The sequence below is a fragment of the Thermophilibacter gallinarum genome (assembly GCF_014982725.1).
Lineage (GTDB): Bacteria > Actinomycetota > Coriobacteriia > Coriobacteriales > Atopobiaceae > Thermophilibacter > Thermophilibacter gallinarum.
Genome location: NZ_JADCJZ010000001.1, coordinates 737148 through 753003, shown reverse-complemented (window position 1 = coordinate 753003; position 15856 = coordinate 737148). Strand labels below are relative to the sequence as shown.

Sequence of the window (15856 nt, the reverse complement as noted above, 5' to 3'; positions counted from 1 at the left end):
TCTCCTACGAGTACGCCTGCATGTGCTCGTCGTAGGTCTCGGAGAACTGCTCCGTGTCCTGCGTGATGTAGAAGTAGTAGAAGTCCGTGTCGTCGGGGTTGCAGGCGGCCTCGATCGACTGCAGGCTCGGCGAGCAGACCGGGGTGGGCGTGAGGCCCTCGCGCAGGTTGGTGTTGTAGGGGTCGTCCAGCGTGTTGATCTCCTCCGCGGTCGCCGCGCGGCCGAGGGAGTAGGTCAGCGTGGCGTCGCTCTGCAGGCGCATGCCGTCGCGCAGGCGGTTGTAGAAGACCGACGCGACCTTGCCGCGCTGCTCGTCCGTCACGGCCTCGCGCTCGACGATCGAGGCCATGGTCAGCACGTCGTGGCCGTCCAGGTCGATCCCGTAGCGCTCGGAGAGCGTGGCGGCGGCGCCGTCGAGGTCGAGCGGGCCGACCTCGGTCTGGTACTGGTCGAGCATGGCGCGGATCACGGTGTCGGCCGTGACGTTCGCCTCGCTGGAGAAGTCGTAGGTCTTGGGGAAGAGGTAGCCCTCGAGGGAGTCGCTCTCCTCCTCGGCGGCAGCGGCGAGGAACGGGTAGTCGCCGACGTAGGCCGAGGCCTTGGCCTGGGCGAGGAAGTCGGCGGAGGCGATGCCGAGGGACTCCTCGGCGGTGGCCGCAATCTGGCTCACGGTGAAGCCCTCGGGGACGACGAGCTGCGCGGTGGAGACGTTGGGCCCCTCCGTGAGCAGCGAGATGATGTCGGAGTCGTCGGTCCCGGCCACGATCAGGTACGAGCCGCTCTTGATCGAGGCCTCGGCCTCGGTGCGACGGACCTCGGAGAGGAAGGCGCTCTGGTCGGAGATGAGCCCGTTGTCGTAGAGGATCTGGGCGACCGCGGCGGCGCCGGAGCCGTCCGGGACGGTGATGGTGACCTCGGTGCCCTTCTCGGCGAGCTGGTGCTCCTCGGTCGTGTCGCCGCCCGGGAGCAGCGAGGGGACCAGGACGAACGCGGCGACCGCCGCGAGGGCGAGAACCGCGACGAGGGCGATGACGACGACCGGTCCGCGCCCGCCGCCGCGAGGGGCGCGCGGGTCGCTCGGCGCGTGGGCGCCGGCGCGACGGGTGGCGGCGGCGGTCCTGGTGGACACGCGGCCCGAGGCGAGGGCCGAGCGCGGGGCGGTGGCGCCGCCGGCGGGTCCGGCCGGGCGCGGGGCCTGTGCCTGCCCGCTCGGCGCAGAGGCCGGGGTAGCGGCGCTCGAGGCGGCGCCGGAGGGTCCGCCCGTCGAGAAGTGCGAGCCCCCGTGTCGGGGGGTGCGGTTGCTGGAAGTGGCCATGGTGCCCTTTCAGGTCTGCCTGGCGTCCAGCCAGGACTGCAGGAACAGCGAGGCGGCCACGGAGTCGACGCGGCCGCGCATGGAGCGCTCGGAGAGGCCTTGTTCCCTCAGGATACGCTTGGCCTCGGCCGACGAGAGGCGCTCGTCGGCAAACTCCAACGGAAGTCCGCAGGATCGCGCGATCTTCTCGGCCTGGGCGCGGATGCGCTCGGCCTGCGGGCCCTCCTCCCCCGCCAGGGTGCGGGGCAGCCCGCAGACGAGAAGGTCGGGCTCCCAGTCCTCGAGGACGCGCCGGAAGGTCACGGCGTGCGCGAGCACCTCCGCGGCGGGCAGGACGCAGACCGGAGACGCGACGCGCGCGCCGGGGTCGCTCACCGCGACCCCGACGCGCACCTCACCGATGTCGAGCGCGAGAACCCGCATCCACTAGATGCCGAGCGCCGCACGGGCGGCGTCGAGCGCGGCGTCGATGCCGGAGACGTCGGAGCCGCCGGCCTGCGCCATGTTGGGGCGCCCGCCGCCGCGGCCGCCCACGAGGCCGGCGATGTCCTTGACGATGGAGCCCGCGGCGAAGCCCGCGGAGACGGCGCCGTCCGTGCCGCCGGCGAGGAGCGCGACCTTGCCGTCGGGGGTGGCGGAGGCGATCACGCAGGCCACGGGCTCGCCGCCCGCCGCGTCGCGGATGCCGTCCCAGGCGGAGCGCATCTCCTTGCCGGAGAGGCCGTCGATGCGGGCGACGACGACCTTGTAGCCGTCGAGCTGGACGGCGCCCTTGTACGCGTCGGCGACCTTGCCGGCGCCGGCGCCGGTCGTGGCGGCCTCGAGCGCCTTCTTGGTCTCGCGCAGCTCCGCCTGGAGGGCGGCCACGCGCGACGCGACGTCGTCCGGGCGGCACTTGAGCTCGTGGGCGACCTCGTCGAGGGCGAGCAGGCGCTCGTCCACGTACTCGATCGCGCCCATCGAGGTCACGGCCTCGATGCGGCGGGCGTTGGAGCCCACGGAGCCCTCGGAGACGATCTTGAAGAGGCCGAGGTCGGCGGTGTTCTTGGCGTGCGTGCCGCCGCAGAGCTCGCGCGAGAAGGGCGCGTCGGACTCGCCGGTGGAGACCACGCGCACGACGTCTCCGTACTTCTCGCCGAAGAGCGCGACGGCGCCGGAGGCCTTGGCCTCATCGATGCCCATGACGCGGGTGACGATCGGCTCGGCGGCGAAGATCTCGGCGTTGACCATGCCCTCGATGCGGGCGAGCTCGTCGGCCGTCACGGCCTCGAAGTGGGTGAAGTCGAAGCGCAGGCGGTCGGGGGCCACGAGCGAGCCGGCCTGGCTCACGTGGTCGCCGAGCACGCGCTTGAGCGCGGCGTCGAGCAGGTGGGTCGCGGTGTGGTTGCGGCGGATGAGCTCGCGGCGGCCGGCGTCGATCTGGGCGCTGACCTCGTCGCCTACGGCGACGGCGCCCTCCTCGACAGTGGCAACGTGTACGTAGAGGGCACCCTTGACCTTGGTGTCGGTGACGCGCAGGCGCGCGCCAGCGGCCGTGGCGAGGGTGCCGGTGTCGCCCACCTGGCCGCCCATCTCGGCGTAGAACGGGGTGGCGTCGAGGACGATCTCGACCTCCGCGCCCTTCTCGGCACGCTCGACCTCGGCGCCGTCGGCGACGAGCGCGAGCACGCGGGCGGGGCACTCGTCCTCGTCGTAGCCGCGGAACTCGGTGGCGGCCAGGCGGTCGGAGAGCGCGGTCCACACGTCGTTGAAGGTGCCCCAGGCGTCGCGGTTGGCGCTCGCGCGGGCGCGCTCGCGCTGCTCGGTCATGCAGGCGTCGAAGGCGTCCATGTCCACGTCGCGTCCGGCGGCCTCGCAGATCTCGCGCGTGAGGTCGATCGGGAAGCCGTAGGTGTCGTGCAGCTTGAAGGCCACGTCGCCGGGAAGCGTCGCGCCCTCGTCGAGCTTGTCGAGCTCGGCGGCGAGCAGCTCCTCGCCGGAGTCGAGCGTGGCGCCGAAGCGCTCCTCCTCGGCGGCGACGATGCCGTCGATCAGCGAGCGGCTCTCCACGACGGCCGGGTAGTTGTCGCCCATGAGCTCGCAGATCTTCTCGACGTAGGCGCCCAGGAACGCGCCCTCGATGCCCATGAGGCGGCCGTGGTAGACGGCGCGGCGCAGCAGGCGGCGCAGGACGTAGCCGCGGCCCTCGTTGCCCGGCAGGATGCCGTCGCCGATCATGAAGGTGACGGCGCGGGCGTGGTCGGCGACGATGCGCAGGCTGCGGTCGCGGGCGGCGTCGGTGCCGTAGGTGTGGCCGGAGAGGCGCTCGCCGACGCCGATGAGGCCCTGCAGCAGGTCGCCGTCGTAGTTGGTGGACTTGTGCTGCATGATGGCCGCGATGCGCTCGAGGCCCATGCCGGTGTCGATGTTGCGGTGCGGGAGCTCCGGCAGCGAGCCGTCCTCCTGGCGGTCGTACTGCGTGAAGACGAGGTTCCAGAACTCGAGGTAGCGGTCGCAGTCGTCGCAGCCGGGGCCGCAGTGCTCTCCGCCGCAGCCGAACTCCTCGCCCTGGTCGAAGTAGATCTCGGAGCACGGGCCGCAGGGGCCGGTGGGGCCGGCGGCCCAGAAGTTGTCCTTCTCGCCCAGGCGCGAGATGTGGTCGTAGGGGACGCCCTGCTCGTGCCAGAGCTCGATGGCCTCGTCGTCGTCCTCGAAGACGGTCATGTAGAGGCGCTCGGGCGGCAGGCCCAGGTGGTCGGGGCCGGTGATGAACTCATAGGCCCAGGCGATGGCGTCGGCCTTGGAGTAGCCGCCGAAGGAGAAGTTGCCGAGCATCTCGAAGAAGGAGAGGTGCGTGGCGTCGCCGATGTTATCGATGTCGTTGGTGCGCAGGCACTTCTGGCAGGAGCAGGCGCCGATCTCGGGCATGGTCTTCTTGCCCTGGTAGTACTCCTTGAACTGGTTCATGCCCGCGTTGGTGAGCAGAAGCGACGGGTCGTCCGGGACGAGCGACGAGGACGGGTACAGCTTGCAGCCCTTCGCCTCGAAGAAGCGCAGGAAGTCCTCGCGGATCTCCGCGGTGGTCATGGTCTTGTAGTCGGCGGTGCTCATGTGTCTCCCTCAGTCGGGTGGTTCTTCTCGCGTAATCAACCGTCCTAGTATAGCGCGAGCTGCGACGGCGCGCCCCACGGGGCTGGGCGGGTGCGGGGCTACGCGTCCCGCTGCCCGGACTCGGGCTTGTCGGGCTTCTCGGCCTTGTCGGCCTTGTCGGCCGGCTCGTCCTTCTCGCCCTTGTCGCCGAGGAGGTCGTCGTAGCCGTGCAGGCGCGCGAGGCCCGCGAGCAGGCGGGAGCGCGCGATGAAGGTGTCGTCGTCCAGCGCGTCGAAGGTGGCGCGCGGGCGCCCCTCGGCGTCGGAGTAGGCGGTGCCGCCGAAGAAGGCGCCGCCGGGCGAGACCAGCTGGCGGCCGGTGCGGCTCTCGAAGTAGTAGACGAAGAGGCCCTTGATCGCGGCCGTGAGCGGCACGGCGAGGACCATGCCCACGGCCCCGCCCAGCGCGCCGCCGACGACGATGCCCACGAGCGACAGCGCCGGGTGGATCTTGACGGCGGACTGCATGACCAGCGGCGAGAGCACGTTGTCGGTGACGTTTTGGGCCACCACCGTGATCACGAGCGTCCAGAGGGCGCAGACCGGGCTCACGAACAGGGCGAGAAGGACCGCGGAGACCGAGGAGAGCATCGGGCCCACCACGGGGACGAAGTGCAGGACGAACGTCGCGATGCCGAGCAGCCCCGCGTAGGGGTGGCCGACGATCCACAGGCCGGCGGCGACCATGAGGCCGTTGGCCAGCGACGTGATCAGCGTGCCGCGCATGTAGCCGCCCACGGAGCGGGAGAGGACGGCGAGGCTGAGCACGAGCTCGTCGTCGTACTCGGGGCCCGCGATGACCGCGAACTCGTGCATGATCCTGGGATAGTCGAGCGCGAACCAGTACGCGAGGATCATGGCGAGAAATACGGTCACGAGGTGGCCGGCGAAGTCGGTGATGCTCGTGACGAGGCCGGTGGAGAGCGTGCGCGCGAGGTCGGAGGCGACCTGGGAGCCCGCGTCGACGAGCACGTTCACGAAGGAGCTGATGGCGTTCTGCACGTTGCCGCCGCTCGCGGAGCCGTAGGTGTCCCAGAACGTCTCGAGCGCGGCCTGCGCCTGGGTGAAGTAGGAGGGCACGTTGCGCAGGAGCGTGATGAGCTCGCGCAGGAAGGGACCCATGAACAGGGCCACCAGGGCGGCGATCGCCGCCACGACCAGCACGAGGGAGAGCAGCGCGGCCGCCCCGCGCGGGACCTTGTGGTCCTCGAGGCGGTTGGTGATCGGGCTGCAGACGTAGCCCAGGATCGTGCCCACGAGCAGGAGCTCGACCGCCTGCCCCACGATGGACAGGCCGCGGACCGCGAGCAGGAACACGAGCGCGGCTCCCACGAGCGTCCAGGCGACGACCGCGCGCAGCCGCCACTTCTCGTAGCGCGTCGAACGGGGCTTGGCTGACATCTGGCTCCTTTCGGGTCCGGGCGGCACGCCCGGGGCGGCCTCACATGAGGCCGTCGGGGTCGATCTTGTCCTGGATCCGCCGGAGCGTGCGCCGCAGCAGGCGCGAGACCTGCACCTGGGAGACGCCCAGGCGCTCGGCGATCTCCACCTGCGTGAGGCCGTCCACGAAGCGCATGCGGATGACGTCGCGCTCGCGCGGCGAGAAGTCCGCGATGGCCTCCTCGAGGACGATGCGGTCGTCGGAGGCGGCGAGGTCGGCGTCCTCGGTGGCGTAGTGGTCGATGACCGAGGTGGGCTCGTCGTCGTCGGACGAGCCGCCGCCCTCGAGGGGCACGGAGCTGTAGGCGCTCGAGGACTCCATCGCCTCGAGGACCTCGTCGACCGAGACGCCCAGGCGCTCGGCGATCTCGGCGACCGAGGGGCTGCGCTGCAGCTGGTTGGTGAGCTCGTCGGTGGCCTGGTTGACCTTGGCGGAGAGCTCCTGCAGGCGGCGCGGCACACGGACGCTCCAGCCCTTGTCGCGGAAGTGGCGCTTGATCTCGCCCATGATCGTGGGCGTGGCGTAGGTCGTGAACTCGAGGCCGCGCTCGGGGTCAAAGCGGTCGATCGCCTTGATCAGGCCGATCGTGCCGACCTGGACGAGGTCCTCGAGGGACTCGCCGCGGTTCTTGAACTTGGAGGCGAGGAAGCGCACGAGGTTGAGATGGCTCATGATGAGCTGGTCGCGCGCCTCGGAGTCCCCCTCCCCCTTGTAGCGCCTGAACAGCTCGCGCGTGCGGTCCTTGTCCCAGGCGGCGCGGCCCTCGGGCACGCGCGCCCTCGCCCGGGACGAGACCTGCTCGGCGCGCGCCCTACTCGTCATCGGTACCGCCGGTCGAGCGCAGCAGATGCAGCGTGGCGCCGTCCCCCGAGAGGGAGAACTCGTCGCAGACCGCCGAGAGCAGCACGCGCACGAGGTCGACGGCATCGTCTGCGGGCTCGGACGCGCCGAGCGAGAAGTCCATGGCGACCTCGCCGGCGGCGAGCGAGAAGCTCACCTCCACAGCCTCCGGGGCCGTGGCGCAGGCGTAGACGAAGCCCTCGTCGGCGATCATCTTGACGTCCTCGACGTCCTCGACGCTCTCGATCCCGGCGGCCACCGCGAGCGCGGAGGCGGTCATGCGCACGGTGCGGGCGAACGAGGCCTCCGCGGGGACGCGCAGGATAACGTGCTTCTCGGTCATCACTCGCCCTCCTCGGCGGCATCGGCGTCGCCGGCCTTCGAGGGGGCGGGGGCCACCTCGCCGTAGTCGACGTAGCGCGTGGGCGCGGCGGGCTCCTCGGCGGGGGCCGGGGCCTCGCCGTCCTCGGCGGCGCGGCCGTCGAGCAGCGCGGCGGCATCGGGGGTCGCCTCGCCACGCAGGCGCGAGACCACGCCCGCGGCCGCGTTGGCGGCGCTCTCCGCGACGCCCTTCACGGCGCCGGTGACGCTCGACGCGGCGCCCGAGACGGACGAGACGTCGTCCAGGATCCCGTTGAGGCGGTCGAGGGAGGTGGACGCCTCGCCGACGGCGACCTCGGTCTTCTCGAGCAGCGGGGTCACGTGCTTGGCGGCGGGCTCGAGCTCGTCCATGAGGCCGTCGAGCTTGGCGACGACGGGCTGCGCCTGCTCCACGACCTCGCGGGCCGCGGTGGTGAGGCGCTCGACGTCGCGGCGGGCGGAGCGCATGGTGAGGGCGACCTCGACCACGGCCCAGATGCCCACGAGCACCAGCACGATAAGGACGATCGGAAGAATAGCGTCTGTCATTGCCCCTCCCCGGGACGTCGCTCACAGGGCGTCTGCCCAAATAGACATTCTACCCAATCGCCGCCGTGCCCTCCGGCGAGAAGGGCGGTGCCTCTACTCCCCGCCCGCTGCGTCGGCGCGGTCGCGGCCGATGGCCTCCTCGCGCCACGCCTCCCAGCCGCGGCCGCTCGGGTGGTAGAAGCAGCCGCGCTCGAGGCCCTCGGGCAGGTAGCGCTGCTCGACCCAGCCCTCCGGGTAGTTGTGCGGGTAGAGGTAGGGGCCGTACTCGTCCGAGCCGGGGCGGTGGCGGTCGCGCAGGTGGCTCGGCACCTCGCGGTGGGGCCCTCGGCGCACCTCCTCGAGCGCGGCGTCGATGCCAGCCTCGGCGGCGTTGGACTTGGGGGCCAGGGCCAGGTAGGTGGCGGCCTGTGCCAGGTTGATGCGGCACTCCGGCATGCCGATCACCTCGGCGGCGCGGAAGGCGGCGTGGGCCACGAGCAGCGCCTGCGGGTCGGCGTTGCCGACGTCCTCCGAGGCGCAGATCATGATGCGGCGGGCGATGAACTTGGGGTCCTCGCCGGCGTCGAGCATGCGGGCGAGCCAGTAGAGCACGGCGTCGGGGTCGCTGCCGCGCATGGATTTGATGAAGGCGGAGATGACGTCGTAGTGCATGTCGCCGGCCTTGTCGTAGGGCAGGCCGCGGCGGGGGTTTGCCTCGGTGACGTGCTCGCGCGTGATGAGCGCCGGGCCGTCCTCGGGCTTCTCGTCCACCATCTGGCTGGCGAGCTCGAGCGAGGTGAGCGCCGCGCGGCCGTCGCCGCCGGCGAGGCGCACGATCTCATCCTCGGCGTCCGCCTCGAGCGCGAAGGCGCCCGCGAGGCCGCGCTCGGAGGAGAGGGCGTTTCGGAGCAGCTCGCGGACCGACTCGTCGTCGAGCGCGACGAGCTCCACGACGCGGCTCCGGCTGATCAGGGCGGAGTTGACCTCGAAGTAGGGGTTCTCGGTCGTCGCGCCCACGAGCACCACCGTGCGGTCCTCGACGGCGTGGAGCAGGGCGTCCTGCTGCCCGCGGTTGAAGCGGTGGATCTCGTCGACGAACAGGATCGTGCGGCGGGCGGCCGTGAGCAGGCGGCTCTTGGCGGCCTCGATCTCCCGGCGCAGGTCCTTGACCGTACCCGTGACGGCGGAGACCTCGACGAACTCGGCGTGCGTGCTGTGGGCGATGATGCGCGCGAGCGTGGTCTTGCCCGTGCCCGCGGGCCCGTAGAGGATGACCGAGGAGAGCGTGTCGTGCTCGATGGCGCGGCGCAGCCAGCTGCCGGGGCCCACCGCCTGGGGCTGCCCGACGAAGCCGTCGAGCGTGGTGGGCCGCATGCGGGCCGCGAGCGGGGCGTTCTCGTCCCGGCGCGCGTTCTCTATGTGGGTGAAGAGCGTCTCCATGGGGGCGATTGTACGCCAGAGCGCCGCAGGGCGCCGGGAGGACGCCTCCCTTCGAGGGTGTGTGTGCCCCCATTTTGAGGGTGTGTACACTATTCAAAATATAATATGGTACCATGCGATTGCATAATCGCAGGTAGACGACTTGGCGAGAAAAACATCAATTGATGAATAGTGTACATACCCTCAGGAGAGGGAGGGGATGGGGCGGCGCACGAGGGGGTGCTTCTCGGCGGGCCTACAGGTTGTCGGAGACGAAGGCGTCCACGGTCTCCCAGTAGAGCTCGGGATCGGTGCTGGCGGAGAGGCCGTGGCCGGCGCCCTCCACGACGAGCTTCTCCTTCACCGCGCTCGCACAGGCCTCGTAGCACTCGTCGAGCATCGAGAAGGGCACGAACTCGTCGGCGTCCCCGTGGATGAAGAGCATGGGAACGCTCGCCTGGCGCAGGCTCTCCACCGCGGAGGCCGCCTCGAAGGCGTAGCCGGCGCGCAGCTGGCAGGCGAGGTCGGCGGCGTTCAGGATCGGGAATCTCGGCAGGCCGAAGACGTTATCCAGCTGCAGCTCGAACTCGTCCCACACGCTCGTGTAGCCGCAGTCCTCCACGATCAGGCGCACGTTCTCGGCGAGCCCGTCCATGCCCGAGGCCATCATGACCTCCGCCCCGCCCATCGAGGTGCCGAAGAGCAGGATCTTTGCGTCCGGGTCGCGCTCGACGATGTCGGCGACCCAGCCCACGAGGTCGCGCGCGTCGCCCCAGCCCATCTGGATGAGGCCGGCGTCGACGTTGCGCTCGTGGCCGCGCGCCGCGGGCATGAGCACGTCCATGCCGAGCTGCGCGAAGTGGTAGGCGTACTTGGCCATGTCGGCGGGCTTCCCGATGTAGCCGTGGCAGACCACGGCCCAGGTGTGGCCGTCCGCGTACGCGCCGTCCTCGGCGCCGGAGAGCTCCCAGCCCAGGAGCTCCGTGCCGTCGTCGGCGACGTGCGAGACGCTCCGCTTCCCGGCGTCGAACCAGGCGGCGGCCTCCTCCGCGTAGGCCTCGTCGAGCTTGGGGGCCTCCGCATAGTCCAGGCCGTCGACGTCGCCGGCGTGCATCGTGGCCGCCATCGAGATCTCGGCGTGCGGGTTGAGCGCAAAGTCGACGAGGAAGTTGCCCGCGAGGGCCAGGCCCGCGAGGGCGACGACCACGACCGCGGCGGCGACCACCGCCAGAACCCGTCTCGTTCTTCTCGCCAGCGCCATGCCCCTCCCCTTTCGTCCAAGGTGGGGATTCTAGCAGCAATCTGCCGCCAGGCCACAATCTGAGGTGGAAGCGGCCGGGAGGACGGGAGCCGTCCCGGAATCGGCGAGGTTCCCGCGACAGAAGAAGCGGCCGTCCCAAAACAGGGGACCTTCTCACAAAACGAGAAGAACGTGTCCCGGAATCGCGGGCCTTCTCGCCCGGGCGTCCCAAAAAACGGGAGGTTCCCGCCGCAGACACGCCCGAGCGTGGGAAAGGTCCCAAAATATCGGACGCGACGCCGACGCAAGCAGGAAACCCCGCCGATTCCGGGACGTCCCTACGCGCGCACCTCCGGCGAGAAGTACCCGTGGCTCGGGAAGAGCTCCGCGGCACGCGGGAAGACGGCGGCGCAGGTGGCCATGAAGTAGTCGTCCGTCATCGAGGAGATGAAGTCCACCACGGTCTGGTCCGGGTCCCGCTCCCAGTCGTAGCGGCGCCCGTAGAAGGCGAGGCGACGCTCCGTGGGCGCCACGTGGTGCGCGAAGATCGCGGCGGACTCGTCGCCGGAGGCCAGCGCCCCCAGCTCGTGCTCGTAGAGTGCCGAGAAGAGCTCGGCGACCTCGGCCGGGAAGTCGCCGTTGACCTCGGCGGCGCCGTAGATCTTCTCGTAGTTCTCGCGCTTGGCGCGGCGCATCTCGGCGAAGCCCTCCTCGCTCATGGCGATGGCGTCCTCGCCCACGCTGTGCTCCACGACGTCGGCCGCGAAGGCGGAGAGCGCCCAGGCGTTGTAGGCGCCGCCGAGCCCGTCGTCGAAGGCGCCCTCGTCCACGAGGCCCGCACGGATGGCGTCCTGACGGTCCTTGCCCACGTAGGCGATGATGTCCGACACGCGCACCACGCAGCCCTCGAGCGTCATGGGGCGCAGGTGGCGGATCGCCTCGTCGCCGTGCTCCCAGCAGGAGTCCACGACGCGCTCGTAGGTGTCGAACTCGGCCAGCCCGCTCGTCTCGAAGCGCTGGAGCTCGAACTCGCCGTTGTGGCAGAGCGCGCCGTCGAGGGTCTGCAGGCTGACGTTGCGGCCGGCGAGCTCGTCCATGACGCGGGCGCTCTGCACGTTGTGGAAGAACCAGCGCCCGGTGCGGGCGTGGTAGACGTCGTTCAGGAACCGCTCGCCGGCGTGGCCGAACGGGGTGTGGCCGAGGTCGTGCCCCAGCGCGATCGCCTCGATCAGGTCGAGGTTGAGCCCGAGGGCGCGGCCGATGTCGCGGGCGACGCGCGCCACGAGCTGCACGTGCAGCCCGCGGCGGGAGAGGTCGTCGTTGGCGCGGAACGAGAAGACCTGCGTCTTGCCCGCCAGGCGGTTGTACGCCGGGAGGTGGACGATCTTCTCGGCGTCACGCACGAAGGCCGGCCTCAGCGCGGTGTCCGCGTCGCGCTCGCAGAGGTCGCGGCGGATCGCGGACGCGTCGCGGCAGGCGAACGGCGAGAGCGCGCCGGACACGCGGCGCTCCTCGACGAGGGCGGCGGCCCGCTCGGAGAGCCGGCCGGTGAGCCCGGGCGCGAGCCTGTTCTCCCCCTGCGTCATGCGACCAGCCCCTAGTCGCGCACGACGAGGCAGCCCATGGTGACGCGGTTCGACCAGGGGCCGAGGCCGTCGTCGTAGCCGCCGCGCGCGTACACGCCGCCGAACTGGCCGCGGAAGAGGTAGAGGCCCAGCAGGTTCTCCACCTCCACGGGCTCGGAGCCGTGGTCGACCTTGTCGCCCGGGGCGGGGGCGCCCAGCACCACGCGGGAGCGGTAGGTGCTGTCGCGGAGCTCGACCGAGCCGCCCTCCTCGGCGCAGCCCAGAAGCACGCGCCACCAGCTGTCGCGGTCCGCGCAGGAGCCGCCCCAGACGGCCTCGTTGGCGCGGTAGGCGCCGGCGGGCCGGGCCAGCCAGCGCTCGGGCTCGGCGAGGTACGGCGCGAGGTCGCAGCCGCGGGACAGGACGTGCGTCTCGGGGACGTGGGCGCGCACGAAGGCGAGCTCGGAGTAGTCGAGCACGTCCTCCACGGCGTCGGAGGTGAGCACCGAGAAGAGCGCGTTGGTGGAGGCCGGCCAGGTGCCGAACCCGCCGATTACGCACGCGAGGCCGCGGCGCGCCGCCTCCACGAGGGCGTCGGCACCCGGGCAGGGCTTCTCGAGCATCTCCGACAGCAGGACGCGACGGTAGACGCAGGCGATGGGGCCCTGCGAGTCCACGAGCCTCCGCTGACCGGCGGCCTCCTCGATGCGCAGGTCGCGGATGTCCACGAAGCGCGCGAACACGCCCTCGTCCGCGAGACGGGCGATGACGTCGGCGAACTCCTCGGCGGAGGCGCTCTCGGGGTAGTCCACGATGCCCACGGCGGGGCGCTCAGGATGGCGGGTCCCCGCGTCGGCGTTGGCCCACGAGGTGTAGGTCTCGCGCAGGGCGTCCACGACGCCGGCCGCCACGTCGAAGGTCTCGATCCCGGGGTGCACCTCGGCGAAGCGGCGGTACGCCTCGGTGAGCTGCACGGCGCGCGTGACCTCGACGGAGGCGCTCATGCCGAGCGAGCTGTCCGTTGCCACGCCGGCGAGGGTGAAGTCGCCGGTCTCCTCGTCGAAGAGGACGTCGACGCGCGCGAACGGGATCGCCTGCTCGTAGCCCGTAGGGACGAGCGCGAGCGCCTCCAGCTCGGCGGGCAGGCCGAAGCGCGCGCGGAAGTCCGCGTCGTCGCGGTAGCGCCTCGTGACCTTGTCGAGGATGCGACCCATGGTCTCGGCCGCCTCGCGCAGGATGCCCACCTCGCCGGCGGAGAGCACCTTGGGCGAGAGCGCCCAGGTCGGCGTGCCCTCGCGGTGCGTGACGGGATGCGCGGAGGCGAGGTAGGACGCCGCGGCGTCACGGCCGGTCGCGTCACCCCCCAGCTCTGCCAGGATGCCCAGGTACTCGTCAGAAAGCGAACGGCTGCGAAGGTTGCTCATGATCCTCCTCGCTCCCCCGTTCAGGGGGGCACGGTTTGCATCGCAGGCATTGTAGGTGTTGCGTCGGACAAGAACAAAGGTCGCGGGGCGGGAAACGCCCCAGTTGTGGACCTTCGGTGGAGCGGGCCGGGTCGCGCCGCTACTCCCCCTCGCGCACGGGCTCGTAGAACTCCTCGCCGTCGTCCAGGCGCAGGATGAGCACCTGCCCGTAGCCCGCCCCGCCGGCGGCGCCGCAGTCGACGTCCCAGCGGTCGCGCCGCTCGCCCACGCGCACCATGCGCGCGAGGCCGTCGTCGCCGACGGCGGGACGGTCGAGCGAGCTCGCCATGCGCTCCAGGTAGGGCGTCGGTGTGTGGCCGGCGACGACGACGGGCCCCGACCCGTCGCGGCCCGAGAGGCCCCGCTCCGCACCCCAGAACTCCTCGCGGATCCAGGTGAGGTCCTCGACGCTCTGCGCGGCGAGATAGGCGTCGACGGACTCGTCGTCCCAGACGGCGGGCTCGGGGGCGGCGAGGTCCACGCCGGCGTGGACGAGCAGGTAGCGCCGCTCCCCGACGTGGGCGCTCGTCGCACGCGGGCAGGAGCGCACCCAGGCGAGCAGGTCCTCGAGCTCGTCCGCCCGGAGCTGCGCCAGCCCCTCGGAGGTGGTCGCCCCGCCGTTGATCGCCCAGTTGAGGGCCGCGAGGGTGTCGTCCTGGGCATCCAGGCAGGAGAGCATGAGGTCCTCGTGGTTGCCCATGAGCGCGACCGCGCCGGGGAGCCCCCGCACCACGCGCAGCACGCCCACCGGGTCGGGCCCGCGGTCGACCATGTCGCCCAGGCAGACCAGACGGTCGTCCGCCGCGGGCGAGACGCGCATGAGCGCGCGCTCGAGCGTGGCGCGATGGCCGTGCACGTCCGAGAAGACGTAGGTGGACATGGGCTCGGACCTCCTCGGCGCCGCGAGGCGCGAATCGTGTTCCGTCAAGCCTAGCACCGCAGCTAGCCGCGCGTGGCGACGCGCTGGCGAGCGGTCGGGCGGACCCTAGGAGCGACGCCGGCGCCGCGACCTCCGCGCCCTCAGGCGCCAGACCGGCGGCGCGCCCACGTCCAGCACGTGCGCGGGGAGCCTTCCCTCCCCCGCCGCGCGGACCTCCGCGACGAGGCGCGCCATCGTGGACTCGAAGCGGTCGCGCTTGAGCTGGCACTCCCAGACCACGAGCAGCGTCCACCCCGCCTCCAGCATGAGGCGGGCGTTGCGCTCGTCGCGCTCCCGGTTACGGGAGAACTTGGCCTCCCAGAACTCGGGGTGGGTCTTGGGACGGGAGGGGCCGCAGAACGGGCAGCGATGCCAGAAGCACCCGTTGATCTGGATCGCCACGCGCCTCCCGGGGAAGCAGACGTCGGGCCTTCCCGGGGCCGCCTTCCAGTGGAGGCGGTAGCCGGTGAGCCCGGCCGCGCGCAGGGCGGCGCGGACGCGCAGCTCGGGCGAGGTGTTCTTGCTGCGGTTGGCCTGCATGACGTGGCGCGTGGCCTCCGAGCTCGCAGCGGGGACGCGCGCGGCCGGCGCGTCCTTCTCGGCCCCTGCCGCGTCGTCCCTCTCGCCGTCGGCGCGTGCTACCACGCGACCCTCTTCCCCGGCGGGGTGGGCGCGCCCTCGAAGTTGAGGTCGGCCGTGAGCGCGCGGGCGCCCTCCAGGTCGAGGTCGGCGGCGAGCAGCTCGTCCAGGACCGGCAACGCGCGGGCGTGCGCGTCGTCGAAGAGGTCCCAGAAGCCCTGCGTGCCCACCTCGTGCGTGAACGGGTTCTCCCACGGCCGGTGGTCGCGGTTGTCGAAGTCGGAGGTGTCCTCGGGACGCGCGCGGTGCGACATGGAGCGAACGAGCGAGTAGGGCTTGCGCGTCGCCAGGCGCTCGACGGTGCCCAGGAGGTCGCGCTTGCGGCCTGACGGGGAGTCGAAGATGCGCTGCACCAGGCGGAACTCGTGCACCGCCGTGGAGAAGGTCCTCGGGTCGATCGCGCGCTCGTAGACCCAGAGCGCCGCGTAGAAGTAGACCTTGTCGATGGCGGCGAGGGTGGCGCGCGAGGCGGCGAGGACGCGCTCGTGCGGGCGCCAGCGCTCGACCGTGCGACCGGTCAGCGCGTAGAGGACCATCTCGTCGAAGTCGCGCTCGATCTCGGCGTGGACGCGGGAGCGGGCGGACTCGTCCAGCCCCGGGACGCCCGCGGAGCAGATGCCGTTCTGCCAGAAGTAGACGAAGGGGTGGATCGTGGAGTCGAGCAGCCAGTGGCAGGCGAAGCCGGCGACGTAGGCGCGGGCGATCTGGCGCTCGCGGCCCTCGAGGCGCAGCGCGGCCTCGCGCATGGCGAGAAGGACCTCGGCGGGCGCGCTCGCGTGCAGGGCGTTGCCGAGCGGGGACCACTTGTGCATGAGCGGGTCGACCGTGAGGTAGAAGAGCGGGTCCGGGCCCTGGTTGCCCAGCAGGAACGCGTCCCGCTCGGCAGGCGTGCGCAGGTTCAGGAGGCTGGTCGCGTCCTCGAGGACGCCCCGCCCGAAGAGGTCGTGCGTGAGGATGGCTGGCATCGCGAGCCCTTTCGTCGTGTCCTGACCCGATTAT

14 protein-coding genes are annotated in these 15856 nt (G+C 71.6%); all 14 read right to left on the bottom strand.

The features are described from left to right. Positions 1 to 4: 4 nt before the first annotated feature. Positions 5 to 1315, bottom strand: coding sequence for an endolytic transglycosylase MltG (mltG, locus tag INF26_RS03500; RefSeq protein WP_193529325.1), 1311 nt, complete (start codon positions 1313 to 1315; stop codon positions 5 to 7). 9 nt (positions 1316 to 1324) lie between these two features. Next, positions 1325 to 1738 carry a Holliday junction resolvase RuvX gene (gene ruvX, locus INF26_RS03495; protein WP_193529324.1) on the bottom strand — a complete coding sequence of 138 codons (414 nt, stop codon included), beginning with the start codon at positions 1736 to 1738 and terminating at the stop codon, positions 1325 to 1327. Positions 1739 to 1741: 3 nt separating this feature from the next. Further along, the gene (gene alaS, locus INF26_RS03490; protein WP_193529323.1) at positions 1742 to 4405 is read right to left on the bottom strand and encodes an alanine--tRNA ligase; all 2664 of its coding nucleotides are present in this window, start codon (positions 4403 to 4405) and stop codon (positions 1742 to 1744) included. Positions 4406 to 4503: 98 nt separating this feature from the next. Next, the gene (locus INF26_RS03485) at positions 4504 to 5844 is read right to left on the bottom strand and encodes an AI-2E family transporter (RefSeq protein WP_193529322.1); all 1341 of its coding nucleotides are present in this window, start codon (positions 5842 to 5844) and stop codon (positions 4504 to 4506) included. A gap of 40 nt (positions 5845 to 5884) precedes the next feature. Beyond that, positions 5885 to 6706, bottom strand: coding sequence for a SigB/SigF/SigG family RNA polymerase sigma factor (locus INF26_RS03480; protein ID WP_193529321.1), 822 nt, complete (start codon positions 6704 to 6706; stop codon positions 5885 to 5887). Further along, positions 6696 to 7067 carry an ATP-binding protein gene (locus INF26_RS03475; RefSeq protein ID WP_193529320.1) on the bottom strand — a complete coding sequence of 124 codons (372 nt, stop codon included), beginning with the start codon at positions 7065 to 7067 and terminating at the stop codon, positions 6696 to 6698. Before INF26_RS03475 ends, INF26_RS03480 begins: the two co-directional genes overlap by 11 nt. After that, positions 7067 to 7633: a hypothetical protein gene (locus tag INF26_RS03470; protein ID WP_193529319.1), complete on the bottom strand. Its 567-nt coding sequence runs from the start codon at positions 7631 to 7633 to the stop codon at positions 7067 to 7069. Before INF26_RS03470 ends, INF26_RS03475 begins: the two co-directional genes overlap by 1 nt. 93 nt (positions 7634 to 7726) lie before the next feature. Continuing rightward, positions 7727 to 9052, bottom strand: coding sequence for a replication-associated recombination protein A (locus tag INF26_RS03465; protein ID WP_193529318.1), 1326 nt, complete (start codon positions 9050 to 9052; stop codon positions 7727 to 7729). A 235-nt stretch (positions 9053 to 9287) separates the two neighbouring features. Further along, a complete protein-coding gene (locus INF26_RS03460; RefSeq protein WP_193529317.1) occupies positions 9288 to 10292 on the bottom strand; it encodes an alpha/beta hydrolase in 1005 nt (334 codons plus the stop codon). Positions 10293 to 10609: 317 nt separating this feature from the next. Continuing rightward, complete coding sequence (locus INF26_RS03455; protein WP_193529316.1) at positions 10610 to 11857, bottom strand: deoxyguanosinetriphosphate triphosphohydrolase family protein; 1248 nt, start codon at positions 11855 to 11857, stop codon at positions 10610 to 10612. Positions 11858 to 11868: 11 nt separating this feature from the next. Then, a complete protein-coding gene (locus tag INF26_RS03450; RefSeq protein WP_193529315.1) occupies positions 11869 to 13260 on the bottom strand; it encodes a hypothetical protein in 1392 nt (463 codons plus the stop codon). Between the two features lie 139 nt (positions 13261 to 13399). Continuing rightward, entirely contained in the window at positions 13400 to 14179 is a 780-nt protein-coding gene (locus INF26_RS03445) for a metallophosphoesterase family protein (protein WP_193529314.1), read from the bottom strand. 105 nt (positions 14180 to 14284) lie between these two features. Then, the gene (locus tag INF26_RS03440; RefSeq protein ID WP_332307294.1) at positions 14285 to 14863 is read right to left on the bottom strand and encodes a very short patch repair endonuclease; all 579 of its coding nucleotides are present in this window, start codon (positions 14861 to 14863) and stop codon (positions 14285 to 14287) included. Continuing rightward, entirely contained in the window at positions 14857 to 15822 is a 966-nt protein-coding gene (locus INF26_RS03435; protein WP_193529313.1) for a hypothetical protein, read from the bottom strand. The genes INF26_RS03440 and INF26_RS03435 overlap by 7 nt, the downstream gene beginning before the upstream one ends. Between the last annotated feature and the right edge of the window lie 34 nt (positions 15823 to 15856).